Consider the following 23549-nt stretch of genomic DNA (forward strand, 5'->3'; position numbering starts at 1 on the left):
CCTTTGGTTACTTTAGCAACACGTTGGATGCTCACTAAACGATCTTTTAATTCAATCTCGCTAGTTTTTACTCTTTTTATATTGATAGTTGACATTATCTCTTATTTAATGATTAAAATACTAGACCACCTTCGCGGGCACCATCTGCCAACGATTTTACACGTCCATGGTATAAGTAACCATTTCTGTCGAAAACAACTTCTTTAAGACCTGCTGCAATTGCTTTTTCGGCAACTAATTTACCTACTGCTGCAGATTGTTCAGATTTGTTTCCAGAAGCATTGAAATCTTTAGATAAAGATGATGCTGCAACTAAAGTTCTACCAGTTTCATCGTTAATAATCTGAGCATAAATACCTTTATTGCTTCTATAAACTGATAAACGTGGACGGCTCTCAGATCCAGTAAGTCTTTTTCTGATACCTTTTTTAATACGCTCTCTGCGTGATAATTTTTTTCCTGCCATTTTAATTATTTTTTAGAAGCTGATTTACCTGCTTTTCTTCTTAACACTTCACCAACAAACTTGATACCTTTACCTTTGTAAGGTTCTGGAGCACGTAACGAACGGATTTTCGCAGCTACTTGACCAATTAATTGTTTGTCGATACTCTCTAAAATAATTTTAGGAGTTTGACCTTTTTCTGATACGGTAGTTACCTTAATTTCTTGAGGTAATTGGAACACATAGTGGTGAGAATAACCTAATACTAAATCCAAAGTTTGACCTTGGTTGCTAGCACGGTAACCAACACCTACTAATTCTTGCTCTAATTTATAGCCTTCTGTTACACCTACAACCATGTTATAGATTAACGAACGGTACAGACCGTGTAAAGCTCTGTGTCTTTTTTGATCTGTTGGGCGTTGTACAGTTAATACACCATCTTCTTGAGAAATAGTGATGTCTGCATCTACCGCTTGAGCTAATTCGCCTTTAGGTCCTTTTACAGTTACTAAGTTATCCTTACCTACGGTAACGGTTACTCCTGCTGGCACGTTAATTGGGGCTTTTCCTATTCTTGACATTGTACTGATCTCCTTTAATTAATAAACGTGACACAATACCTCACCACCAATATTCAATTTGGCTGCTTCTTTATCGGTCATTACACCTTTAGAAGTAGATAAGATTGCGATACCTAAACCATTTAATACTCTTGGCATATTTTCTACGCCTGCATACTGTCTCAAACCTGGCTTGCTGATACGGGTTAACGTACGGATTGCAGGAATTTTAGTGATTGCATTATATTTCAATGCAATTTTGATCACTCCTTGAGCAGTAGTGTCTTCAAACTTGTAGTTTGCAATGTAACCTTTGTCGAAAAGAACTTTAGTAATTTCTTTTTTAAGGTTAGAAGCGGGAATTTCTACAATTCTGTGATTTGCTTTAATAGCATTTCTTAATCTTGTAAGATAATCCGCTATTGGATCTGTATTCATTATTATGAAATTGTGATAATGGTTTCCGTACGCGTCACCCGACTTCTGGACCTATTATCGGTTAATATTCTGTTTAAATAGCTTATACGCTAATGAGCCATAAGCTGTAAGGGCTGCAAAAATACAACTTACAACTTATAACTCAAAAACTTATATAACTTTTATAGTTACCAGCTAGCTTTTCTAACTCCTGGTATCTTACCATCTAAAGCCATTTCGCGGAATGTTACCCTTGAGATACCAAAGGTACGCATGTAACCACGAGGACGACCAGTTAACTTACAACGGTTGTGCAAACGCACTGCCGAAGAGTTTTTAGGTAATTTGTCTAATGCTTCGTAATCGCCAGCTGCTTTCAATGCTGCACGTTTCTCAGCATATTTAGCTACTAATTTTTGGCGTTTAATTTCGCGAGCTTTTACACCTTCTCTTGCCATTATTCTGCAGTTTTTTGATTTTTAAATGGTAATCCAAATTGTTTTAAAAGTTCCAATGCTTCAACATCAGTAGCGGCTGTAGTTACAAAAGTAATGTCCATACCTAAAATCTTGCTGATTTTGTCGATGTTGATCTCTGGGAAAATGATTTGTTCAGTAACACCTAAAGTGTAGTTACCTTTTCCATCAAATCCTTTGTCATTGATACCTTTGAAATCGCGGATACGAGGCAAAGCAACTGAAATTAATCTATCTAAGAACTCGTACATGTTGTTATCACGTAATGTTACACGCACACCAATTGGCATACCTTTACGTAATTTAAAGTTAGAGATATCTTTTTTAGATTTAGCTGCTACTGCTTGCTGACCAGTAATGGTAGATAATTCTACGATTGAACTATCGATAACTTTTTTATCAGCTACCGAGTAACGGCCAACACCTTGGTTAATTGAAATTTTCAACAACTTTGGAACTTGCATTACGCTGCTGTATTGGAACTTGTCCTTTAAAGCACCAACAATTTCCTCTTTATATTTGCTTTTTAATCTTGGTACGTATGCCATTATTTGATTTCCTCCCCTGAAATTTTAGCAACTCTAACTAATTTTCCGTCGGCGTTTAATTTACGGCCAACACGAGTAGTTTTACCAGATTTTGGATCAACCAACTGAACGTTTGAAATATGAAGAGCAGCCTCTTTTTTAATTATACCACCGTTTGGTGTAGCAGCACTTGGTTTAGTGTGTTTAGAGATAAGGTTTACACCTTCTACTACCACTCTATTTTTAGCCACAAGTACTTCTTGTACTTTACCTTGTTGACCTTTTGAGTCGCCAGCGATCACCTTTACTAAATCTCCTTTACGGATTTTTAATTTGGCTGGTTTGTTAACTTTGTTTCCCATTTTATAATACCTCCGGTGCTAATGATACAATCTTCATGAATTGTTTTTCACGCAGTTCTCTCGCTACCGGGCCAAAGATACGTGTACCGCGTGGCTCGTCTTGAGCATTTAATAATACTGCTGCATTGTCGTCAAAACGGATATAAGAACCATCTTTACGACGGATTTCTTTTTTAGTTCTAACTACTACTGCTTTAGAAACAGTACCTTTTTTAATATTGCCTGAAGGCAAAGCACTTTTAACTGTTACCACAACTTTATCGCCAATTGATGCATAACGTTTACCAGTACCACCAAGTACACGGATAACCAATACTTGTTTTGCGCCGCTATTATCGGCTACGTTTAATCTTGATTCCTGTTGTACCATCTTATTTAGCTTTTTCTAAAATTTGTACCAATCTCCAGTTCTTGTTTTTACTCAACGGACGAGTTTCCATGATTTCTACAGTATCGCCGATACCGCATTCGTTTTTCTCGTCATGAGCCATAAATTTGGTAGTTGTTTTAACGAACTTACCATAGATTGGGTGCTTCACTTTACGCTCTACTGCAACTACCACAGATTTATCCATTTTGTTGCTCACTACCAACCCGATTCTTGTTTTTCTTAAATTTCTTTCCATTGGGCTCTAAAATTATTTAGTTTCTGTAGCTACTGCCGCTTTCTTAACAGCAGACAATTCAGTGTTTAAACGGGCTATAGTTTTTCTAGCCGCAGTAATGCGGTTAGGGTTTTCGATAGCCGAAATTGTATGCGCAAACTTTAACTTTACTAAGTTTTGTTTTTCTTCCGCAATCTTAGCTACTAATTCTTCTTGAGAAAGCCCTTTGATTTCTGAGTTTTTCATTTTACTTATTTTTATGCAGTGGGTCTAGCGGTTATAATAACAAGTTACTTACAACATTGATCCCACTTGGCTTTTTATGCTTCTACGTAATCTCTACGTACTACAAATTTTGTTTGAACAGGTAATTTCTGTGCTGCAAGTCTTAATGCTTCTTTAGCAATTGCCATTGGTACACCTTCTGCTTCGAAAAGGATACGTCCTGGTCTTACTACTGCCACCCAATACTCAGGTGCACCTTTACCTTTACCCATACGTACCTCGGCTGGTTTCTTAGTTACCGGTTTATCCGGGAAAATTCTGATCCAAACCTGACCTTCACGTTTCATGTAACGAGTTACTGCGATACGGGCTGCTTCTATTTGGCGACTTGTGATCCAAGTGGCCTCTAAAGATTTAATCCCGAAAGATCCGAATGATAATTCAGCACCACGAGTTGCTAAACCTTTCATTCTGCCTTTTTGCATCTTTCTGAACTTCGTTCTTTTTGGCTGTAACATTTTATTTTAATATTATCGTTAAACGATCTGTTGACTATTTGCGTGGGCCTCTGTTAGCACCACCACCTCTGTTATCTCTTCCGCCTTGGCCACCCGGACGATTTCCGCCACCGCGTTTATCGTTTCTTCTGTCGCCACCGCCTCTGTTATCTCTTCCACCATCGCGGCCGCCGAAGTTGCCTTCTGGTCTGCCACCTTTACCTGGAGCATTGTTAGTTGCGCCAATGTTTGGAGAAAGATCGCGTTTGCCGTAAACTTCACCTTTACAGATCCATACTTTGATACCTATTTTACCATAAGTAGTTAATGCTTCTGCTAAAGCGTAGTCAATATCGGCACGGAAAGTATGCAAAGGAATTCTTCCTTCTTTGTACTGTTCGCTACGAGCCATCTCAGCACCACCTAAACGGCCAGAAGTCATGATTTTGATACCTTCTGCACCCATACGCATGGTTGATGCGATAGATGATTTCATTGCTCTACGGAACGAGATCCTAGCTTCTAATTGTTTTGCAACACCTTCTGCTACCAGTTGAGCATCAAGCTCAGGGCGTTTAATTTCAAAGATGTTAATTTGAATTTCCTTTTTAGTTAATTTCTTTAACTCTTCTTTGATTTTATCAACCTCTTGTCCGGCTTTACCGATTACAATACCTGGACGTGCCGTGTGGATAGTAACAGTAATACGTTTCAATGTACGCTCGATTACTACTTTAGACACACCGCCTTTTGCAATACGAACTGAAAGGTATTTTCTGATTTTTTCGTCTTCAACTAATTTATCAGCATAGTTGTTGCCTCCGAACCAATTAGAATCCCATCCTCTGATGATCCCTAATCTGGCGCCTATTGGATTTGCTTTTTGTCCCATTTCTGTTAATTAGTTTTAGATTCAACGTTTATACTATCTACTACTATAGTTACGTGATTCGAACGTTTACGAATTCTGTAACCACGACCTTGAGGTGCTGGTCTTAATCTTTTTAACTGACGACCACCGCCAACCATAATCGACTTAACGACTAATTGGCTTTCTTCAGGGCGAGAACCACTGTTTTTTTGCTCCCAGTTATTGATGGCTGACAATAAAAGTTTTTCAACTCTTTCAGCGGCATCTTTATTAGTGAACTTCAAAATGTGTAATGCTTTCTCCACACGCTCACCTCTGATAAGATCCACAACCAAACGCATCTTACGCGGTGAGGTTGGGCAATTGTTTAATTTCGCTACTGCTTCCATCTTTTAATTATTTTTTCTTTTCAGAGTGGCCTCTAAAGGTTCTAGTTGGAGCGAACTCCCCTAGTTTGTGGCCAACCATGTTTTCTGTTACGTATACTGGTATAAATTTATTGCCGTTGTGCACCGCAAATGTGTGACCAACGAAATCTGGTGAGATCATTGATCTACGAGACCAAGTTTTGATTACAGTCCTTTTGCCTGAATCATTCATAGAGTTTACCTTTTTCTCTACGTTATGGTCAATATAAGGTCCTTTTTTAATTGAACGAGCCATTATTTCTTCCTTTTCTCTATGATGAAACGATTTGAGTATTTTTTAAGTGAACGAGTTTTGTAGCCTTTAGCTAAAACGCCGTTTCTTGAACGAGGGTGACCACCTGACGATCTACCTTCACCACCACCCATTGGGTGATCTACCGGGTTCATTGCTACCGGACGCGTACGAGGACGACGACCAATCCAACGAGCACGACCTGCTTTACCCAATACTTCGTTTGCATGATCAGAGTTAGAAACTGAGCCAATAGTGGCCAAGCAAGTAACTAATATAGATCTTACCTCACCTGAAGGCATTTTGATTGTTGCGTATTTACCATCTCTAGCAGCCAATTGTGCATAAGCACCAGCGCTACGTGCCAATTGCGCACCTTTACCTGGGTGAATCTCTAAATTGTGGATGATAGAACCTAGAGGGATGTTAGCTAACTTTAAAGTATTACCTACTTCTGGAGTAGCTTTATCGCCCGAAAGCACTGTTTGTCCTACTTGCAATCCTTCTGGAGCAATAATGTAACGCTTCTCGCCATCTGCGTAATGCAATAATGCAATACGAGCGGTACGGTTTGGATCGTACTCAACAGTAGCTACTGTTGCAGGAATATCAAACTTATCACGTTTAAAATCGATTAAACGGTAAGATTTTTTGTGACCACCGCCTAAATAGCGCATCGTCATCTTTCCTGTATTGTTACGACCTCCCGATTTCTTAGAAGATACAACCAATGATTTTTCGGGCTTGGTTGCTGTAATCTCCGTAAAACTAGCACCAACTCTAAAGCGGGTACCCGGAGTAACTGGTTTAAATTTTCTTAAGCCCATAGTTATAAATTATTCAATTTTGATATTAAATATTCGCGTAATAATCTATTGTTTCGCCATCTTTTAAGGTAACAATAGCTTTTTTGTATTTAGGGCTACGGCCAGTTACTAAACCTGCTTTAGTATTTCTAGACTTTGCCTTACCTAGCACTACCATTGTATTTAATGCCACGATAGATACACCGTACATTTGCTCAATAGCTTGCTTAATCTGCAACTTATTTGCTCTATGATCTACTCTGAAAGTAAAACGGTTAGCTTTTTCGGTTAATGCAGATGCTTTTTCGGTTAAAATTGGTTTTTGTAAGATTTCCATATTACTTGGCAAATGCCTCCTCCAATGTTTTAAGCGAATTAGCAGTTAACAAAAGTTTACCTGCGTTTAATACATCGTAAGTATTTAAGTCGCTTGCGGTAATTACTTTAGCTTTCTGGATATTTCTGCTTGATAAATAAATATTGTTGTTTTGCTCTGGTAACACTAACAAAGTTTTCTCGTTAGTTAAGTTTAACGCGTTAACCAAGTTCAAATAGTTTTTAGTTTTGATGCTATCAAAATTGAAATCTTCTAAAACCACGATGCTGTTATCTTGTGCTTTATAAGCTAAAGCTGATTTACGAGCTAATGATTTTAATTTTTTGTTCAATTTAAAACTATAGTCACGAGGTTGCGGACCAAAAACACGACCACCACCATTGAACAATGGAGATTTAATGCTTCCGGCACGTGCACCACCAGTACCTTTTTGTTTGTATAATTTACGGGTAGAACCAGCAATTTCGTTACGTTGTTTAGATTTGTGCGTACCCTGACGTTGGTTAGCCAAATACTGCTTTACATCTAAATAAATCGCGTGATCGTTTGGTGTTACACCAAATACCGACTCAGGAAGTTGCACCTTGGCACCTGTCTCTTTTCCTGAAATGTTTACTACTTTAACTTCCATCTGCTTACTTATCTAAGATTACGTAAGAACCTTTGGCTCCTGGTATAGAACCACTAACTACTACTAGGTTTTGCTCAGCGTAAACTTTCAACACTTGTAAGTTTTGAATTTTCACTCTATCACCACCCATTCTTCCAGCCATACGCATTCCTTTGAATACACGCGAAGGCCACGAAGCAGCTCCAATTGAACCAGGCGCACGCATTCTGTTATGCTGACCGTGAGTTTGACCACCCACACCACCAAAACCGTGACGCTTTACCACACCTTGAAAACCTTTACCTTTTGAGGTACCAACAACATCAACATAGTCACCTTCTGCGAAGATATCTACAGTAACAGTGTCGCCTAAGTTCAATTCATTTTCAAACTCAGAAAACTCAACCAATTTGCGTTTTGGGGTAGTGTTTGCTTTAGCGTAATGACCTTTTAAAGGTTGCGTTACGTTTTTTTCTTTTGCCTCATCAAATCCTAGCTGAATTGATGAATAACCGTCTTTTTCTTCGGTTTTAACTTGTGTAACTACACAAGGCCCAGCTTCGATTACAGTACAAGGAATATTTCTTCCTTCCGCATCGAAAATACTGGTCATTCCTACTTTTTTTCCAATAATTCCTGACATTTCTTTAATTAAGTTAACACCCATCGAAGCAGTAGGGCTTCGTTCAAGGTGGATATACAATTCCCGTTAAGGGACGGCAAAGATAGACAAGAATTATTAATTTTCAAATAGTTAGCTAAAAAATTTTTAGCTATTTACATACATCTGCTCTAAGGCAATAAAACAAAAGAGTGTTAGCCTATTACAAACTGACGAATTATCACTAAAAATCTGGTTTTTAATCATTTGTAAAAACAGTAGAATTTGGCAAACAACTTAAGCTCGGGTTAAGCCATATAATCCCTCTTAGCTAACAGATAGTAAAATAACTCCTTCATCAACGCCTCTTTAAACCCAATAGGATAAGCTAACACCTCGCATCCTTGTCCAGCGACGTAGCACCGACGGTAGACCGACGATAGACCGACGGTAAACCAGCACCCCCAAAACGTCAAATGCGACAAAACCGACAGATAAGGCCAAACATGTACAAAATCGACAAAACCCATTTTTTTACACCAAATTTTATCCACTTTAGCACAGGCCTTGCGTATTCGGCTTTGAGAAGAAGAAGAGTTGTGGTTATTAACTCGTTTAATTAATGTGAATTTGGGTCTTAATTTAGTAAAACAGACCCTGACCACGAAGTAGCTGCGAAGCAAAATAAATTTAGAGCCTGCTTCGAGTATCGGAGGTGACGGTAAATTGGCGTTTTGTCCCTACGAAATTAATTCGGGACTAGCTTTTAAGTATCTAAAAAATCATTTTTTCAATCAACAGAACTTTAAGTATTTGATTTACAATTCAAGATACCCAAAACTCACCTTCAATTAAATATAAACACCCGTTTGCATTATTAATTTAGTTATCCATTGCCGAGCGCCTAATGATGCGATTTGCATATCCCCTCTTGGAGAGTTTAGGTTTGCTTAATGTGCAAACCCACCGCTCAGGCTAGCCATAATAATTGCCAGCACTATTAGGCCAATAACTACATATAAGTAATCTTTTTCGAGAAAGAAGCTAACTATAGCCATCAGCACTCTGGCAATTGGCGTAAAGATGAGCATCAACAGCCCAAATTGCACTACCGCTGCCCCTTTAAAGGTTAATACATTTGCGAAGATCGCTTCAACGGTTTTTAAGGAGACTTTATTGAAACTAAATTCGGCATAATCTATTTTCTCCGTACCATGTTCGTACAAATAGATCATTCCGCCAAACACAACAATACCCATAGAAATATAAACACCTGTACGCAACAAGTTGCCCACTAGCGACTGAATATCTTTATCGGTTATATTTTTAGTTTCAGCCATTAAAAACCTCCCGATAATCCTTTATAAATCATTTGTATGGCCAAAATACTCACCACCACTGCAAATATCATTTTTAACTTATCTGTTTTAGCGTTCACCAAAACTTTTGCGCCAACACTGGCACCTATCAGCACCCCTATACAAACCGGCATGGCAATTCCGGGATCAATTTGACCGCGGTGCAGGTAAACCACTGCACTAGCGGCTGCAGTAACGCCCATCATAAAATTACTGGTAGTGGTAGATACTTTAAACGGCAAACGCATAATGTTATCCATTGCAATTACCTTTAGCGCCCCACTTCCAATGCCCAAAAGACCCGACAATGTACCGGCAAACAACATCATAAAAAACCCGCCAGCTACATTTTTAACCGCATAAGGCTTAACCATCCCATTTAAAGGGTACGAGCCGTTGAGTTTAAAAAATTTCGCACCTTTACTTGTATAGTCTAAAGTAGTATGATCTACTTTTTTCTTCAATGTCATTATTGACGAAAAGATAAGTATGCAACCGAATATTACCGCTACATAGGCCGCATTAAGATACACGGCTATAATTGCGCCCAAAATTGCGCCTACCGTAGTGGCTATTTCCAAGAACATGCCAATGCGCATATTGGTTAAGCCCTCTTTAACGTAAGCCGCAGCAGAGCCCGTAGAAGTTGCGATTACCGAGATAATAGATGCACCAATAGCATAATGAATATCGACCCCTAAACCTAATGTAAGCAAAGGGATGATAATTACACCACCGCCCAAGCCTGTTAACGAGCCTAAAAAACCCGCTAAAAAAGCGCCAATAAGCACAATTAAGGTAAATAGCAATACCGACATGACGGCAAATATAAATCACTTAAATTGGCTTTACACTATAAAACAGCAATAAAAGAATGTCTATCGGATACTTAGATTTAATGGATTATTGCTGGCTGATTGGCGGTTTAGACGGCTTGTTGGTTGCTTTTCATATTGGCCTACAACTAAAAAGGAGAAACCTGCTTTAAGCTAGATTTCTCCCTTCGGTGAAATGATGATTTATCACTATAAACGTGTTACCCGCACTTAGACGAGCCGCAGTCGCTACAGGTTAAACAACCTTCCTGGTAATGAAGATTAGTGGAATTGCAGTTGCTACATTTTTGCTTTCCTACTTCTGTGCCGTCTGGAATGTACCTTTTCAACGCTCTAGCTACGCCGTTTTTCCAAGTATTTATGGCCTCATCGAGCTGTAAGCTACCAATGAGTTCCACTACTTTTTCTATGGGCATACCGTGGCGCAAGGTGCTTGAGATTAATTTGGCATAGTTCCAGTATTCGGGATTAAACTTATGCGACAAGCCCTCGATGGTAGTTTTATAACCTCTTTGGTTTTTAAATTGGAAATCGTACCTCGAAGTACCGTCGGCTTCTTTGTTTTTAATGATTGAACCCCTATTAAGCCAACGCGGAATAGAAATACCATCTTCATCGTCGGCAAGCCCGGTAAATATTTCGTATGGCTTTTCATCTACCAAACCGATAAAGGCTATCCATTTATCTTTGTTGTTTTGGAAACGCACTATATCTGCTTCTAATACCTGTGGGCGAATAGTGGGGAAAGCTTGCGTTTGCTCCGTCTCTTTTTCTTCTTTCTTTTTATCATCCACAGCAATTAATACGCCCGAACGAGAACCATCACGATACACCGTTACCCCTTTACATCCTGCTTTCCAAGCTTGCATATACAAGTTGCCCACCAATTCTTCCGAAACATCGTTAGGCATATTAATGGTTACACTGATGGAGTGGTCAACCCATTGCTGTATAGCGCCCTGCATCCTCACCTTCTCCATATAATCAACATCATTTGAAGTGGCCTTATAATAAGGTGATTTTTTTATCAGCTCGTCTAATTCTTCCTGCTTATAATGGCGAGTTGTATCATGTCCATTAATTTCCATCCAATCTTTAAACTTATGATGGAATACAATGTATTCTTCCCACGAATCGCCTACTTCATCTACAAAATCAACCTTTACGGCCTTATCGTTTGGATTAACTTTTCTACGGCGCTTGTAAACTGGCATAAATACGGGCTCTACACCAGATGTAGTTTGCGACATTAAGCTCGTGGTTCCTGTTGGCGCAATAGTTAACAGGGCAATATTTCTACGCCCAAACTCTGTCATGTCATAATACAGTTGCGCATCGGCTTCTTTTAGCCTTAACATGAAAGGGTTTGATTTCTCCCTAGCGGCATCGTAAACGGCAAACGCCCCTCTTTCTTTTGCCATATCAACCGACGACCTGTAAGCTGCCAGTGCCAAGTTTTTATGCACTTCGATAGAAAACGCCGAGCCTTCTTTGCTTCCGTAGCGCAAGCCTAAAGCCGCCAACATATCGCCTTCGGCGGTAATGCCCACTCCTGTACGCCTTCCTTCTTCTGCTTTTTTACGGATGTTTAACCAAAGATTTTTCTCGGTTCTTTTAATTTCTGCATCTTCTGGATCTTCATCGATCTTTTCTATAATGACATCTATCTTCTCTAGTTCTAGGTCAATAATATCATCCATCATGCGTTGTGCCAAACCTACATGCTTTTTAAAGAGCTCCCAATTAAATACGGCTTTAGCTGTAAACGGATTTTCTACATAAGAATATAAATTGATGGCCAAAAGGCGGCAAGAATCATAAGGACACAATGGAATTTCGCCACAAGGATTGGTAGATACGGTTTCGTAACCCAAGTCGGCATAGCAATCTGGCAACGATTCCTTAATAATGGTATCCCAAAATAAAATGCCCGGTTCGGCAGAACGCCAAGCATTGTGCACTATTTTTTTCCAAAGCGAATTGGCATCAATTTCTTTTGAAAATTTTGGGTGATTTCCTTTTACCGGATATTGCTGTGTATAGGAAATACCTTGTTCAACTGCTTTCATGAACTCGTCGTTAATACGAACAGAAACATTTGCTCCGGTTACTTTACCTTGTTCTAATTTTGCATCAATAAAATCTTCGGCATCTGGATGTTTGATAGAAACCGATAGCATTAAGGCCCCTCTACGGCCATCTTGCGCTACTTCGCGAGTGGAATTAGAGAACCGTTCCATAAAGGGCACAATACCTGTTGAGGTAAGGGCAGAGTTTTTTACTGCCGAGCCTTTAGGGCGAATATGCGACAAATCGTGCCCAACACCTCCCCTACGTTTCATTAGCTGCACCTGTTCTTGGTCTATTTTCATGATACCACCATAGGAATCAGAATCACCATTATTGCCAATGACAAAACAATTGGAGAGTGAGGCAATTTGGAATGGATTTCCTATTCCGGTCATGGGGCTTCCCTGTGGAATGATATATTTAAAATCTTTAATAAGTTCGAATATTTCTGCTTCAGTTAACGGATTGGGGTATTTCTGCTCAACCCTTGCAATTTCGGACGATATACGCTTGTGCATATCATTTGGATCAAGTTCGTACAAAACTCCCGAAGAGTCTTTTAGCGCATACTTGTTTACCCAAACTCTAGCAGCTAAATCATCTCCATTAAAATATTGAAGTGCAGCGGCATAAGCCTCGTCTTGGCTGTAAGCAACAGCTTGCTGAGCAGTAATTTGTTCCATATTCTTGATTTTAACGTTCATCCAAACTTACCAAAAATTACAGTCAATAAAAATAATTTATCAAAAATGTTTACAAAGTTTATTCAATAAAAATTTAATTATCAATAAATTAACTATTTACAAAACTTAAAAAGTTTACAAAAAATTATTTCTGTATGATAAAGAAACCATCTGCTGTACATTTATCCACAACACTTGCACGGATTACGGAACACCTAGGCTTTTATTGTTTGCACAACAGATAAAACCATTTAACTTTAATTCGAATAAAACACCTAGATGGCGGGGACGTCGTCCTCTGCAGCTGGGGCAACGCTTGGTGTCTTCGCCAAACGCAATGTAAAATATTTATCCAGCTTTAAACAGCTTCTAAGTTTAGCCTCTAGTGATGAACTATTTTTTCAGTCCATCAGTTTAGAAATCATTTCGGCGCTTAGTGCTCTAGCTTTCTCTAAGCGCCCCTCGAAAAAAGATTTAGCCGCTTCGAAATGGGCTTTGTAACCTTTCATGTCTCCGTAGCCAATAATAGCCGCCCACTCATGAACAGCGGTATGAAACTCCAAATCATCTTTTCTAATGCTCTTATCGTAAAGTGCTGCCTGAATGGTTTCTTCTAACAATTCTGTGTCTTTAAAAAGATATTCGGCTATGCCTAAGCGCAAACGGAAGGGCGGTGTTTGACAAATTAAGTTATCGTATGGGTTTACGTTCATGGCATGCCAAGCGCAAACCATGCTTAAAATACTTAAATGCGAATTAGGTTTGCGGGTATGCGATTTATCGGCCATGCTAAAAGCATCCATTACCTCATTATTTAACAACAGCGATTGGTCGTCGTTTTTAAATACGAAGTTCTTGGCTTTATAAATCTTATCTCTAAAAAGCGTTTCATTTTCGGCTATCATAAGCGCAAAGAGCTCGCTTTCTGTTTTCGCATATTCTCGCACCTGTTTTTGTGCATATGGGTTTAGAATTGCCAAACCAGCATAAATGTGCGATTTATAGCTAAAAATGCGCAAGGTCGTTAGCACCTTCACGTTGTCAATTCCGCCAGCGTAAACAGGGTTATCCCAAGGATAAAAGCCAGCGTTTTTCCAGGCTGAGCCCATGCTTTCGAAACCCATGTGCGTTACCGCTTGGGTATCGGCCACAATTTTATCGTGGTGTTTATAATCGTCCATCTCGATGATGTTTGATTGTAGTGCCTCGTAAATTTTTAATGCTTTTTGATAGGCTTGGTGGGTAGCTCGATGGCGAATTACCACTAATGTTTGTCCCTTGGCACTAAAACCAGGGCCATGTAGCGAATGGCTGGTAATAATATGCGTATCTTTTGGCAAGTATTTTTCGAAAGCAGCAATTTCTGGATGCTTCACCGAAGTTTGCCCACCTACTATTGCTCCGTACTTGGTTGATTTTGCAAACTGCAAAACTACTTCTTCTATTTTCTCGGCCTCTACGGCATAAATAATAAAATCCGATTTTCGGGAAACTTCATGCCCATCGGGCAGTACTTCTATTTTTTGCGACGAAAGCTCTTCTTGCAATTCCAATAAACGACTGGGAACGTCGGTACCACAAACTTCATAGCCAGCCTCCTTAAATGCCAAGGCATAAAGTTTCCCCATGTCGCCCAATCCTATAATACCAATACACATTTTACAAATTTATTGTTACAAAGCGATAAAAAAATGACCCCAATCAATTGAATTGTTGATTAAACACCCTAACTTGAGCAAAGTTACCGGGATAAAACACAATTGACATAACCACAATATTTTTTTACTAATACTGTTTTAGTATTAATGATGATCATTATGAGACAAACCTTACTCTCTATTTCCTACATTTTATTAGTTACTTTTCTTTGCGGCAATATTTTTGCCCAAACAACACCAAGCACAACTACGCATAGCCCCGCTACTACAGCAGTTACAAAATCCTCTTACTATCGTGATACGGTAAAAAACACCGACCCTAGTTTAAATGGGCAATACCAGTTTATGTTGTCTCGTACCAAAACTTCTGCCGATGGCTATAAAATGATTGCCAGATACCGCTTAGACCAACTTTGGAAAAGTGTAAACGACACTTTGCGAAAAGAAAGGGCGGAACGCAAAGGTTTAAACCAAAAACTTACGGAGCAAGAAAAAACCATTAGTTATTTAAAGGCTGAGATTTCGGGCAAAGAGGCTTCATTAACTGAAAACAGCAATAAAGTTAACGAAATTCGCTTCCTAGGCATTCCGTTTGAGAAAAGCACTTACCACCTTATTGTTTGGAGTGTAATTGGCATTTTAACCATTGCGTTGATTATTGTGATTGCAAGTTCTGGAAAAAATATTAGCGAAGCTAAGCACCGTAGCCAGCTTTACAATGAGATTTCGGAGGAATACCAAGCCTATAAATCTAAAGCAGTAGAAAAGGAACGCAAGATGGCTAGAGAACTACAAGATGAAAGAAATAAGCTGGACGATTTAATGAATAAGAGAGGTTAATAAATTTCTTTACTTTAACAGCTCGGCCATAAGTATGTCGGCGCAGCGCACTGCCTTTTCATTTAAAAAGTCTCTAGGGGTGTTATCTCCAACTTCATAGGTAACAGCTTCGGCATTTAGCACTCTACCAAACCAAGCTTTAGAAGTGTTACCTCCGTTGCCCGAGGGTTTAACTGGTGTTTTAACAGCTCCCTCAAATTGGTGCAAGCTGGCTATCCAAACATTCATTAAACCTGGCCTGTTTGTATCCGATCTATCGTCATTAACATACATTACGTCATTGTAGGTAGAATGAAAATCTAAGGCAAATTCTACTTTCGCGTTTTGCTTACTTATTTTATTTAGCAGATAATCTCTAACTGCTCGAGTTTCGGGCTGTTTAAAGAACTCCCAATCGCGGTTTAAATCTACCCCGCCAAAACTATGACGCCAGTTCCCTTCATCAACACCGTCTGGATTTACCATTGGCACAATAACCAATTCATAATTTTTGATGAAGTTTTTGGCAAGCTTACTATTCCCCAACAGCGTTTCTACAAATCGTTCCATTGCCATATAACCCGATATTTCTGGTGGGTGTTGGCGACTTAACACTACTACGATTTTTTTGCCATCGCTTTTAGTGGAATTTAACGCAATTATAGGCTTTCCACCTATACTATAACCTATGGTTGTTTTATTTAGGGAATAGTTTTTTGCCAGTTGATTCATCCATTGATAAGATTGGCCCGAAGAAATGATTTCTTGTGCCGCAACTGTAAGGGTGTCTTTTTGAAGCTGCAATTTAAAGGAGGCCTCATTTTTTTCTTTGTTTACCTTTACTTCTGCAAGCGTTTGCCACTGCTGCCCATTTGTACTTATTTTTGGTTGATAACGATGCCTGTCGCTCGGATAGCTTAAATTGATATACACGTTTTTTTGTGGCTTTCCCCAAACTTTAAAGGCAAACCAAGCACTTGGATTAATCGGTCTATTTTCAGCTTCGATGGTGATATTAAATGTACTATCGTTTACTTTAACCAACTGATTGAGCCTTGCCGAAGGAAAATTGTTGCTAAAAAACACTTGTTCTTTTTCAAAGGTATAAGTGTTTTTATTTTGCAGCTTAATCTTAACAGCCGCTAAATCAAGATTAGTTTTATGCTTGTTTTCTGTAGGCTTTTTAACGGCACAAGCTTGTAGCAAGAGTATTAGTGCCGCAACTAGAATAATAGGTGATTTAGTTTTCAATTTGATCTATTTAATATTTGAATATAAACCGTAGTGCTTTTTCATGTATTTGATAATCGCATCTGCCATTCTCCCTCCAGATACTTTACGCTCAGCCGCTGACATCCTAAAACCATCGTTAGGAGTTTCTAGTTGTATTGCCGAAACTTCGCCTCCATTTCTAGACCCATATGTAGAAGTACAATAACCGCCATTAAAATAATCATCGTTGTTTGGCCTAGGGTCTTGTTTACTAGGCACTGCATTTACACCTTCATCTTGTAGCATGGTACCAAAAGCGAAATCTCCCCTTATTAATTGTGAAAATGTATATGAAGATGTTTTGGCAAGATGATAAATGCTAGAAGTAGTTGGAACGGTATTTAAAACGGCATCGGTTGCATTTAAATTAGCAATAGAGACCGTATAGCCTACCTCAACTCTTTTTTTAGTGTGCCCATGTCCGTGCATATCTAAAAACAAACCTTTACCTACATTCTTTTGCACCATATCCCTTGCTCCTTTTAGAAAGGTATGATATTCTCTCCACAAGGCATTGGCAGCCTCGCTTTTGTGATAAGCTTCGGCTAAAGATCTATTAGGCTCCATTCTGGAACGAGCTACATCGTTGATGATTACATGAGGGCGAAGCCCTGTTTTAGCGTACAAAGCATCAGCTATTTCTTCTGTTAAACCTGTAAGATAGGTATCTCTTACGGTTACTGCATCTTTGTGGTCTCTTAAAGGCATGGTAGAAGGTGTAATTGTACCATCGTGTGGCGAGGCTAGTATAATTGGAGAATTGACATCGCCAACCTTGAAAGTTACATATTTGTTGCTACCGTAAACTGTGGTGTTAGGCGAGTAGGCAACTTCAACGGGTTTTTCTATGCCTGGATCATTATTCCCTGTGCCCTTATTGGATGCCCCTTTTTTACAGGCACCAATAATTAACAAGATGAACGTTAAATAAATCCAGTAATTTTTCTTCGTTACCATATGTTGGTTTTGTTGTTATTAAATTAAACCGCGTTTGGTCCAATCGAGCATAATATCGCCTACAATACCGCCAACACCCGATGCAGGATCGTCACCTTTTTTAAACTTATGTTCTTTGGGCAATAGCTTGTCGTGCTTGTAGCCACAAACATGGGTATATTCATGTGCTAAATGCCTTACAAAGCGTAATGACAAGTATTGTCCATTTTTAATCCAGTAATCGTGGCTGGTGATTTTATTTACACAAAATGTAGCAAAGCCCATTACACTGGTTTTCTCGCCATCTTTATACTTCTTGATTACCCATTCTATTTGGATATTTGGGTTGCGGGTAATGTTTTCATAAACACCTAAACCGCTAACTCTCCCATTTTCATCATAAATACGCTCAAAACAAGTTTTCTTGGTTTTAGAAAATGCTGAATCGGCGAAAGAACGTTTTGTTAAAGCCTCCTTAAAATCTTCTGAAGATAAAATCTTAGTTAAAATATCCGCTGCTTTTTTTAAGGTGTCCGCAAATCCTTCGGGCAAAACAACATTCTCGGCAACATTAACCATAAAAGTAATTTTTACTTCTTTGGCTATTTTGATTTTATCATCGTTATTTTTTGCATACTTAAATGATGAAAATAACACGCCTAAAACCAATAAAATACAAGCAAAAACATTTGCTTTGCTAATATTTGGTGTTTTGTATTTTTGCTTTACCATTATTTTTTCTATAAAAAAAGAAGGACATTAACACGCCCTTCTTTTAATTATTTAATATACTTATGGATTTTGATCTGCATCGGTTAAAAAAGGATTACCATCTATTTCTCTTTGAGGAATTTTAAACTGCCATGCGTTAGACCCCACAGCTACTGAAGTAACATTTGCCCAAACCGAGGTAACTCCTGTAGTATTTTTAAGTCCACGTGCCAAAGCTTGATTACGTCTTTTTAAATCTAAAAACCTAAATCCTTCTCCCCAAAGCTCTATTCTACGTTGATTTAAAATTTCGGTTCTAAAGCTAGACTGTGATGGGATTGGTTCTACCGGATCACGATCTTGTGGTTTTGTATAAAGAGGATCTCTATTTTTAGCCAATGTATATAAAACATCTTGAGCAGCTGGAACATTCGCAGTTCCACCTTCTACTAAAGCTTCTGCTGCAATAAGATACATTTCTGAAGCACGCATTAAAGGGATATCACCAGCTCTAGAAACTGGATTTTGAACCCTAAATTTGTTATGCATTAACCTTACCCGTTTTTGGCCCTCTACAGGTGTTAATTTGATACCGTTAATTACCCCTGGGTAATTCTCTGTATCATTTACATCATCGCACCACATTTTCTTACGCACATCTGTAGCCGATATGGTATTGTACAGTTGCAGATTAATCATTTTAGGATTGGTACGCGTATGGGTAGAGTTAAAATTAGAAGACATGTAAGCATAAAAAGCCCCATAAGTGGGCACTTGTTCTTCTTTTTGCTGTATGCCCCACATCCACTCGTCGTTTTGGATGCTATTAAAGCCACTCAAATAATCGATACGGCTCATTAACGAATAATTTTGTACCGCCTGTAAAGCAAAAGTTGCAGCGTCAGCATAATTTTGTTGAGTTAAGCAAACTCTGGCTTTTAAGCCTAAGGCTACACTTTTATCTATATGGGTTTTATAGAGGCGTTTTGGTGCTCCGTTTAAATAAGTAAGCGACAAATCTAAATCATCATTAATTTGTTTGTAAACCTCTTCAACGGTTGACATAGGAAACGATTCTAAAGAATGCTTGGTCATAATTTGAACACCACGTTGGTCATTTACAGCACCGCCAACATATCTTTTAGCATATAACTGTACCAACATAAAATGCCCAAAAGCTCTTAGCGATAAACATTCGCCTTTGATGGTTGTTTTTTCTCTATCTGTTGCATCTGGCACGCCATCTATCCTTTCTAAGATAATATTGGCATTAGAAATGATACGGTAATATAGCCTGTACGCAAATAAAGGCAAAGAATTTTCAGGATGCCTATGGTCTTGCCATCTATGGGTGTAATAGAATTGGTCTGTTCCTCTGGCAGAGAACACCACATCTTCACCTAAATAATCCATTGCAATCATCATAGCGGCGTGCCCATCTTCTTCCGAGCCAGAAAGTTGCTGATACAACAACCTGTAAGTTCCATTTAGTGCCGCTTTGGCATTTACAATGTTCTTAAACATATCTTCTTCTGTAAGCTGATCTACTGGTTTAGTTTCCAAATAGTCCTTACTACATGATGCAAACGTTAAGACAAAGCCTAATAAAAATATTTTATACAACTTATTTTTCATCTTAATAAATATTATAATGTTAAGTTTAAGCCCATACTAATAATGCGAGCAGGTGCATAACTGTAGCTAGCTACGCCAGTATAACTCTGCGTTGGATCCATTCCTTTTCGTTGCGAAGTAATAAACAAGTTTTCGCCATTTACAAAGGCTTTGGCAGAGGTAACTTTTATTCTACTTAAGAATCTTTTTGGTAAATTATAAGTTAACGATGCCATGCGGAAGTTAAAATAATCTGCAGGTGTAAGATAAAAATTACTGTTATATGATGATTGACCAGTTCTTAGCCTAGGTACATTGGTAATGTCGCCTGGGTTTTTCCAAGATTTCAATTGGTCTATGTGCATTGCCCTACCAGCAGTACCACGCACCATTAAACGCTGATAATCATTATCGTAAGTATAACCGCCTATTTGATAAACACCCATTAAGCGTAAAGACCAACTTTTATAGCTTAACGTACTGCCTATACTTCCATAGAAATCTGGAATAGAGCTACCAAAATATCTCCTCAGTGCACCATCAGCACTTGAGGTATAATCTACACCATCAACCGTATAGTTAGGGGTTGTACCTTCTTTAGGATAATATAAGATCCCTCCTGTTGTAGGAGTAAGAACCGGTGCCTGATCTCTCAACCAAAACTCGTATCTAGAATGGCCTACTTCATATTTTTTAGTTCCAATTACTACCCCTTCATATCTAGGTGGTAATGAAAGAATAACATTTTTAAACTTTGTAATATTAAAATCGGCTAACCAACTAAAGTTTTTGGTCTTTATTGGTGTTCCTTGTATCTGTAGTTCTATACCTTGGTTACGCATGCTTCCAAAGTTTTCGTCCATGGTAAGTAAACCAGAGGTTACTGGTATTCTTGTATCAAATAACAAATTGTTTGATTGTCTTCTGAACACCTCTACAGTAGCGCTTAACCTATTTTTTAGTGTAGCTATTTCAACTGCAATATCAGAGTTGGTATTGGTTTCCCATTTCAAATCGGGGTTACCTGTTTGTGTTAAAAATGCTCCACCTTCGTTACCATTATCATAGTCTAAGGTGTATAGCATTCTGCTGGTAAAATAGTTACCTGTTTTGTCGTTTCCTACCAAACCATGAGAAGCTCTTATTTTAAGTTGGTCTATCCACTTTACTTTAAAATAATCTTCTTTATCTATATTATAAGCACCACTTACCGACCAAAAGTTACCCCATTTGTTTTTACCACTAAACCTAGAACTACCATCTCTTCTGGCCGAAGCAGAAAACACATAAATACTATTGTAGCTATAATCAAATTTACTTAAGAAACCTTGGGTGGTGTATAATCGATCGTAACCATCACTTCTTGTTGAAGTAAAGTTATCTAATGCAGTTACGCCTTCTATTGTTTCACCATAACCTCTTCCCCATAGCTGATCCCAATAGTTATAATAATTTTCATGTCCGGCTAACACATTAAAACGGTGCTTATTAAACCTTTTGGTCCAGGTTAAAATCTTACTCCAGTTTAAATAGTATTGTGTAGAGTTTGTTCTAAAATTTCTACCTGTACCCATAGCATCGCCCATGGCACTATTGTCATACTCTTCGCCTCTATAGTTATTGGCATAGATACTAAAGTTACTTACAAATTTTAATGTTTTAGAAATCTTAGCTTCCATAGTATTTACTGCCGTAAAAGAATTTCTTTTTTGTTGGGTAATGTTATTTAGTGTTTCATAAATCACATTTCTTCCTGTAAATACTGGCTTGTAATCTCCCGGATCATAAATTTTGTTACCCTGTGCATCTAAAAGATAAGCACCCGTAACAGGATCGTGTTTGTACACAGGATATATTGGTGCCATGGTTAAGTCTATATAGAATGGGTTTTCTCCCAAGCCACTACTTTGGTTTGCTCTATCACTCTTGGTAAAGTTTGCAGATATATTTAAACCTACCTTTAACCAGCTCAAAGGAGTAGCATTTACCCTTAACCTACCAGTTACTCTCTGAAAATCAGAACCTAATATGTAACCTTGATCATTAAGATAATTAAAAGAAACATAATAATCGGATTTTGCATTACCGCCACTAGTGGTTAAACCCGCATCTGTACGAATACCAAGCCTATGTAAATCATCACCAAAGCCTGTATCGTCAGGATATAACAACTTAGCATTAGGGTTTAAACGTCCATCTTGATAAACAATCTCATCATTAGAAACGTTGAAAGGATTCCAGCCTATAAAATCTGCCAAGTTTTGTGTGGCATAAGTAGTACTATTTCCATTAGAGTTTTTTAAGATTTCCCATGCTACAGGAAAATATTGATAAGCATCTAATACTTCGTAACGAGGTAAACCTCTGGTAGAAAGTGCGGTTGAAACTCTTGCGGTGATAGGAGTTTTATCGTTTTTACCCCCTCTTTTTGTGGTAATTAACACCACGCCATTCGCAGCTCTAGCGCCGTATAATGAGGTAGCCGAAGCGTCTTTTAAAATAGAAATACTTTCGATGTCATCAGGGTTGATATTACTCAATACCCCTTCAAATGGTGCTCCATCTACAATATATAATGGGCTATTATCATTAGTAACTGAAGTAAATCCACGTATCCTAACATCTAGCCCTTCGCCTGGCTGACCACTACCTGCCGTAGTTTGTACACCTGGAGCAACACCCACAATGGCCGAAGTTAGATTTGAAATAGGACGTTGTTCTATGTCTTTTGCACTAACTGTAGCTACAGAGTTTGTTAACTCTGCTTTTGTTGAGGTACCAAATGCGATAACTACCGTTTCTAACTGTTTGGTATCTTGCGCCAAAGAAACATCGTATTTTATCAATGCTGTAATAGGCACTTCTTGGGTAATATAGCCCATTAAACTAAACACCAATGTTTTATCTGTTGATTTAACATTTAACTGAAAAAGACCATCTTGATTGGTAATTGTTCCATTAGTAGTGCCCTTTACCTTTACAGAAACTCCAACCAATATACCAGCATCGCCAACATCTATTACCTTACCGCTAATGGCTCTAGTTTGTTGTTGCTGTGCGTTTGTTGGATTTGGAGCAACATTTAACGATATATCAGCTGGTTTTAATGAAATAACTTTATCTTCTATCGAATATTCTAAGGAGAATTTTTTCAACATAGAAGCTAATGCTTCTTCTAAAGGAGTTTTCACAAAATTTACTGAAATATGCTCCTTATCGGGTACTTCCTTACTATTGTAAATAAAGTAATAGCCCGTTTGCAGTCTTAATTCTCTTAAAGCCTCCTTTAATGTAATATCCTGTTTTTTTAAACTTACTATTTGCCCCATGGTGTTGGCGCTTACATGTAAGCTAAAAACAAATACAATTACGATGACAATTTTCATAATCAATAAAGTCTTTTGAATTGCTTGTTTGTATTTTGTTGGAAAATCCCTTCTAAAATTAGAAGACGATAATCTACAATGTATTTTTTCTTTCATACATTTGTATAGATAAGGTTATTGAATAAATAGTGTTTCGTTTAATTTTTATTTGAACTTATCGTTTTGCTTTTTCCGGTTGCCGCCGGAAAAAGCTTTTTAGCCCTG

The 23549-nt window shown here is 38.3% G+C and carries 27 protein-coding genes and 1 pseudogene; 1 reads left to right on the forward strand and 27 read right to left on the reverse strand.

From position 1 onward, the window contains the following. The 22 genes and pseudogenes from B3I52_RS15885 to B3I52_RS05130 all read right to left on the reverse strand — a co-directional run. Positions 1-80 (reverse strand): annotated as a pseudogene (locus tag B3I52_RS15885) (30S ribosomal protein S5); the annotation flags it as partial. 32 nt (positions 81-112) lie between these two features. Next, positions 113-475, reverse strand: coding sequence for a 50S ribosomal protein L18 (gene rplR, locus B3I52_RS05030; RefSeq protein WP_422662125.1), 363 nt, complete (start codon positions 473-475; stop codon positions 113-115). Then, complete coding sequence (gene rplF, locus B3I52_RS05035) at positions 472-1029, reverse strand: 50S ribosomal protein L6 (protein ID WP_293299354.1); 558 nt, start codon at positions 1027-1029, stop codon at positions 472-474. Before rplF ends, rplR begins: the two co-directional genes overlap by 4 nt. 18 nt (positions 1030-1047) lie before the next feature. Continuing rightward, complete coding sequence (gene rpsH / locus B3I52_RS05040; protein WP_349678672.1) at positions 1048-1449, reverse strand: 30S ribosomal protein S8; 402 nt, start codon at positions 1447-1449, stop codon at positions 1048-1050. Between the two features lie 164 nt (positions 1450-1613). Beyond that, complete coding sequence (rpsN, locus tag B3I52_RS05045; protein WP_138722001.1) at positions 1614-1883, reverse strand: 30S ribosomal protein S14; 270 nt, start codon at positions 1881-1883, stop codon at positions 1614-1616. After that, positions 1883-2449: a 50S ribosomal protein L5 gene (rplE, locus tag B3I52_RS05050; RefSeq protein WP_293299355.1), complete on the reverse strand. Its 567-nt coding sequence runs from the start codon at positions 2447-2449 to the stop codon at positions 1883-1885. The genes rpsN and rplE overlap by 1 nt, the downstream gene beginning before the upstream one ends. Beyond that, positions 2449-2790 carry a 50S ribosomal protein L24 gene (gene rplX, locus B3I52_RS05055; RefSeq protein WP_138722002.1) on the reverse strand — a complete coding sequence of 114 codons (342 nt, stop codon included), beginning with the start codon at positions 2788-2790 and terminating at the stop codon, positions 2449-2451. The genes rplE and rplX overlap by 1 nt, the downstream gene beginning before the upstream one ends. A 1-nt stretch (position 2791) precedes the next feature. Continuing rightward, the gene (gene rplN / locus B3I52_RS05060) at positions 2792-3160 is read right to left on the reverse strand and encodes a 50S ribosomal protein L14 (protein WP_199120978.1); all 369 of its coding nucleotides are present in this window, start codon (positions 3158-3160) and stop codon (positions 2792-2794) included. A gap of 1 nt (position 3161) precedes the next feature. After that, entirely contained in the window at positions 3162-3416 is a 255-nt protein-coding gene (rpsQ, locus tag B3I52_RS05065; RefSeq protein WP_097132824.1) for a 30S ribosomal protein S17, read from the reverse strand. Between the two features lie 12 nt (positions 3417-3428). Continuing rightward, positions 3429-3641: a 50S ribosomal protein L29 gene (rpmC, locus tag B3I52_RS05070; protein WP_293299356.1), complete on the reverse strand. Its 213-nt coding sequence runs from the start codon at positions 3639-3641 to the stop codon at positions 3429-3431. A 74-nt stretch (positions 3642-3715) separates the two neighbouring features. After that, complete coding sequence (gene rplP / locus B3I52_RS05075) at positions 3716-4138, reverse strand: 50S ribosomal protein L16 (protein WP_113661958.1); 423 nt, start codon at positions 4136-4138, stop codon at positions 3716-3718. Between the two features lie 34 nt (positions 4139-4172). Continuing rightward, entirely contained in the window at positions 4173-5009 is an 837-nt protein-coding gene (gene rpsC / locus B3I52_RS05080; RefSeq protein ID WP_293299357.1) for a 30S ribosomal protein S3, read from the reverse strand. Positions 5010-5014: 5 nt separating this feature from the next. Next, on the reverse strand, positions 5015-5377 hold the full coding sequence (gene rplV, locus B3I52_RS05085) for a 50S ribosomal protein L22 (RefSeq protein WP_097132820.1): 363 nt from the start codon (positions 5375-5377) through the stop codon (positions 5015-5017). A 7-nt stretch (positions 5378-5384) separates the two neighbouring features. Beyond that, positions 5385-5651, reverse strand: coding sequence for a 30S ribosomal protein S19 (gene rpsS, locus B3I52_RS05090; RefSeq protein ID WP_097132819.1), 267 nt, complete (start codon positions 5649-5651; stop codon positions 5385-5387). Further along, a complete protein-coding gene (rplB, locus tag B3I52_RS05095; RefSeq protein WP_293299358.1) occupies positions 5651-6475 on the reverse strand; it encodes a 50S ribosomal protein L2 in 825 nt (274 codons plus the stop codon). The genes rpsS and rplB overlap by 1 nt, the downstream gene beginning before the upstream one ends. Before the next feature lie 25 nt (positions 6476-6500). Then, positions 6501-6791: a 50S ribosomal protein L23 gene (rplW, locus tag B3I52_RS05100; protein WP_293299359.1), complete on the reverse strand. Its 291-nt coding sequence runs from the start codon at positions 6789-6791 to the stop codon at positions 6501-6503. 1 nt (position 6792) lies between these two features. Further along, positions 6793-7422 carry a 50S ribosomal protein L4 gene (gene rplD, locus B3I52_RS05105; RefSeq protein WP_293299360.1) on the reverse strand — a complete coding sequence of 210 codons (630 nt, stop codon included), beginning with the start codon at positions 7420-7422 and terminating at the stop codon, positions 6793-6795. A 4-nt stretch (positions 7423-7426) separates the two neighbouring features. Then, positions 7427-8044: a 50S ribosomal protein L3 gene (gene rplC / locus B3I52_RS05110; protein ID WP_293299361.1), complete on the reverse strand. Its 618-nt coding sequence runs from the start codon at positions 8042-8044 to the stop codon at positions 7427-7429. 908 nt (positions 8045-8952) lie between these two features. Next, on the reverse strand, positions 8953-9342 hold the full coding sequence (locus B3I52_RS05115; protein ID WP_293299362.1) for a DUF1634 domain-containing protein: 390 nt from the start codon (positions 9340-9342) through the stop codon (positions 8953-8955). Further along, positions 9342-10178, reverse strand: a complete 837-nt coding sequence (locus B3I52_RS05120; protein WP_293299363.1) for a sulfite exporter TauE/SafE family protein — start codon at positions 10176-10178, stop codon at positions 9342-9344. Before B3I52_RS05120 ends, B3I52_RS05115 begins: the two co-directional genes overlap by 1 nt. A 218-nt stretch (positions 10179-10396) precedes the next feature. After that, positions 10397-12949 carry an adenosylcobalamin-dependent ribonucleoside-diphosphate reductase gene (locus tag B3I52_RS05125; RefSeq protein WP_293299364.1) on the reverse strand — a complete coding sequence of 851 codons (2553 nt, stop codon included), beginning with the start codon at positions 12947-12949 and terminating at the stop codon, positions 10397-10399. 401 nt (positions 12950-13350) lie between these two features. After that, complete coding sequence (locus B3I52_RS05130; protein WP_293299365.1) at positions 13351-14607, reverse strand: prephenate dehydrogenase; 1257 nt, start codon at positions 14605-14607, stop codon at positions 13351-13353. A 159-nt stretch (positions 14608-14766) separates the two neighbouring features. Here B3I52_RS05130 and B3I52_RS05135 point away from each other — a divergent pair, with 159 nt between their 5' ends. After that, entirely contained in the window at positions 14767-15447 is a 681-nt protein-coding gene (locus tag B3I52_RS05135) for a hypothetical protein (RefSeq protein WP_293299366.1), read from the forward strand. A gap of 9 nt (positions 15448-15456) precedes the next feature. Here B3I52_RS05135 and B3I52_RS05140 read toward each other — a convergent pair whose 3' ends face one another. The 5 genes from B3I52_RS05140 to B3I52_RS05160 are packed head-to-tail and all read right to left on the reverse strand — an operon-like array spanning position 15457 to position 23441. After that, complete coding sequence (locus B3I52_RS05140) at positions 15457-16677, reverse strand: M14 family metallopeptidase (RefSeq protein WP_293299367.1); 1221 nt, start codon at positions 16675-16677, stop codon at positions 15457-15459. A 6-nt stretch (positions 16678-16683) separates the two neighbouring features. Further along, positions 16684-17655 (reverse strand): hypothetical protein, encoded by a 972-nt coding sequence (locus B3I52_RS05145; protein ID WP_293299368.1) that lies wholly within the window; start codon positions 17653-17655, stop codon positions 16684-16686. Positions 17656-17673: 18 nt separating this feature from the next. Continuing rightward, a complete protein-coding gene (locus tag B3I52_RS05150) occupies positions 17674-18366 on the reverse strand; it encodes a hypothetical protein (protein WP_293299369.1) in 693 nt (230 codons plus the stop codon). 60 nt (positions 18367-18426) lie between these two features. Next, positions 18427-19980 carry a RagB/SusD family nutrient uptake outer membrane protein gene (locus tag B3I52_RS05155; RefSeq protein WP_293299370.1) on the reverse strand — a complete coding sequence of 518 codons (1554 nt, stop codon included), beginning with the start codon at positions 19978-19980 and terminating at the stop codon, positions 18427-18429. Between the two features lie 11 nt (positions 19981-19991). Further along, a complete protein-coding gene (locus B3I52_RS05160) occupies positions 19992-23441 on the reverse strand; it encodes a SusC/RagA family TonB-linked outer membrane protein (RefSeq protein ID WP_293299371.1) in 3450 nt (1149 codons plus the stop codon). Positions 23442-23549 lie beyond the last annotated feature (108 nt).

Source organism: Pedobacter sp. UBA4863 (assembly GCF_002399615.1).
Taxonomy (GTDB): Bacteria; Bacteroidota; Bacteroidia; order Sphingobacteriales; family Sphingobacteriaceae; genus Pedobacter.

Bases quoted from the DNA above. Each gene is read 5' to 3' on its own strand.
- rplF (WP_293299354.1), bottom strand. From the start codon at position 1,029: ATGTCAAGAATAGGAAAAGCCCCAATTAACGTGCCAGCAGGAGTAACC.
- rpsN (WP_138722001.1), bottom strand. From the start codon at position 1,883: ATGGCAAGAGAAGGTGTAAAAGCTCGCGAAATTAAACGCCAAAAATTA.
- rplE (WP_293299355.1), bottom strand. From the start codon at position 2,449: ATGGCATACGTACCAAGATTAAAAAGCAAATATAAAGAGGAAATTGTT.
- rplX (WP_138722002.1), bottom strand. From the start codon at position 2,790: ATGGGAAACAAAGTTAACAAACCAGCCAAATTAAAAATCCGTAAAGGA.
- rplN (WP_199120978.1), bottom strand. From the start codon at position 3,160: ATGGTACAACAGGAATCAAGATTAAACGTAGCCGATAATAGCGGCGCA.
- rpsQ (WP_097132824.1), bottom strand. From the start codon at position 3,416: ATGGAAAGAAATTTAAGAAAAACAAGAATCGGGTTGGTAGTGAGCAAC.
- rpmC (WP_293299356.1), bottom strand. From the start codon at position 3,641: ATGAAAAACTCAGAAATCAAAGGGCTTTCTCAAGAAGAATTAGTAGCT.
- rplP (WP_113661958.1), bottom strand. From the start codon at position 4,138: ATGTTACAGCCAAAAAGAACGAAGTTCAGAAAGATGCAAAAAGGCAGA.
- rpsC (WP_293299357.1), bottom strand. From the start codon at position 5,009: ATGGGACAAAAAGCAAATCCAATAGGCGCCAGATTAGGGATCATCAGA.
- rplV (WP_097132820.1), bottom strand. From the start codon at position 5,377: ATGGAAGCAGTAGCGAAATTAAACAATTGCCCAACCTCACCGCGTAAG.
- rpsS (WP_097132819.1), bottom strand. From the start codon at position 5,651: ATGGCTCGTTCAATTAAAAAAGGACCTTATATTGACCATAACGTAGAG.
- rplB (WP_293299358.1), bottom strand. From the start codon at position 6,475: ATGGGCTTAAGAAAATTTAAACCAGTTACTCCGGGTACCCGCTTTAGA.
- rplW (WP_293299359.1), bottom strand. From the start codon at position 6,791: ATGGAAATCTTACAAAAACCAATTTTAACCGAAAAAGCATCTGCATTA.
- rplD (WP_293299360.1), bottom strand. From the start codon at position 7,422: ATGGAAGTTAAAGTAGTAAACATTTCAGGAAAAGAGACAGGTGCCAAG.
- rplC (WP_293299361.1), bottom strand. From the start codon at position 8,044: ATGTCAGGAATTATTGGAAAAAAAGTAGGAATGACCAGTATTTTCGAT.
- B3I52_RS05115 (WP_293299362.1), bottom strand. From the start codon at position 9,342: ATGGCTGAAACTAAAAATATAACCGATAAAGATATTCAGTCGCTAGTG.
- B3I52_RS05120 (WP_293299363.1), bottom strand. From the start codon at position 10,178: ATGTCGGTATTGCTATTTACCTTAATTGTGCTTATTGGCGCTTTTTTA.
- B3I52_RS05125 (WP_293299364.1), bottom strand. From the start codon at position 12,949: ATGGAACAAATTACTGCTCAGCAAGCTGTTGCTTACAGCCAAGACGAG.
- B3I52_RS05130 (WP_293299365.1), bottom strand. From the start codon at position 14,607: ATGTGTATTGGTATTATAGGATTGGGCGACATGGGGAAACTTTATGCC.
- B3I52_RS05135 (WP_293299366.1), top strand. From the start codon at position 14,767: ATGAGACAAACCTTACTCTCTATTTCCTACATTTTATTAGTTACTTTT.
- B3I52_RS05145 (WP_293299368.1), bottom strand. From the start codon at position 17,655: ATGGTAACGAAGAAAAATTACTGGATTTATTTAACGTTCATCTTGTTA.
- B3I52_RS05150 (WP_293299369.1), bottom strand. From the start codon at position 18,366: ATGGTAAAGCAAAAATACAAAACACCAAATATTAGCAAAGCAAATGTT.
- B3I52_RS05155 (WP_293299370.1), bottom strand. From the start codon at position 19,980: ATGAAAAATAAGTTGTATAAAATATTTTTATTAGGCTTTGTCTTAACG.
- B3I52_RS05160 (WP_293299371.1), bottom strand. From the start codon at position 23,441: ATGAAAGAAAAAATACATTGTAGATTATCGTCTTCTAATTTTAGAAGG.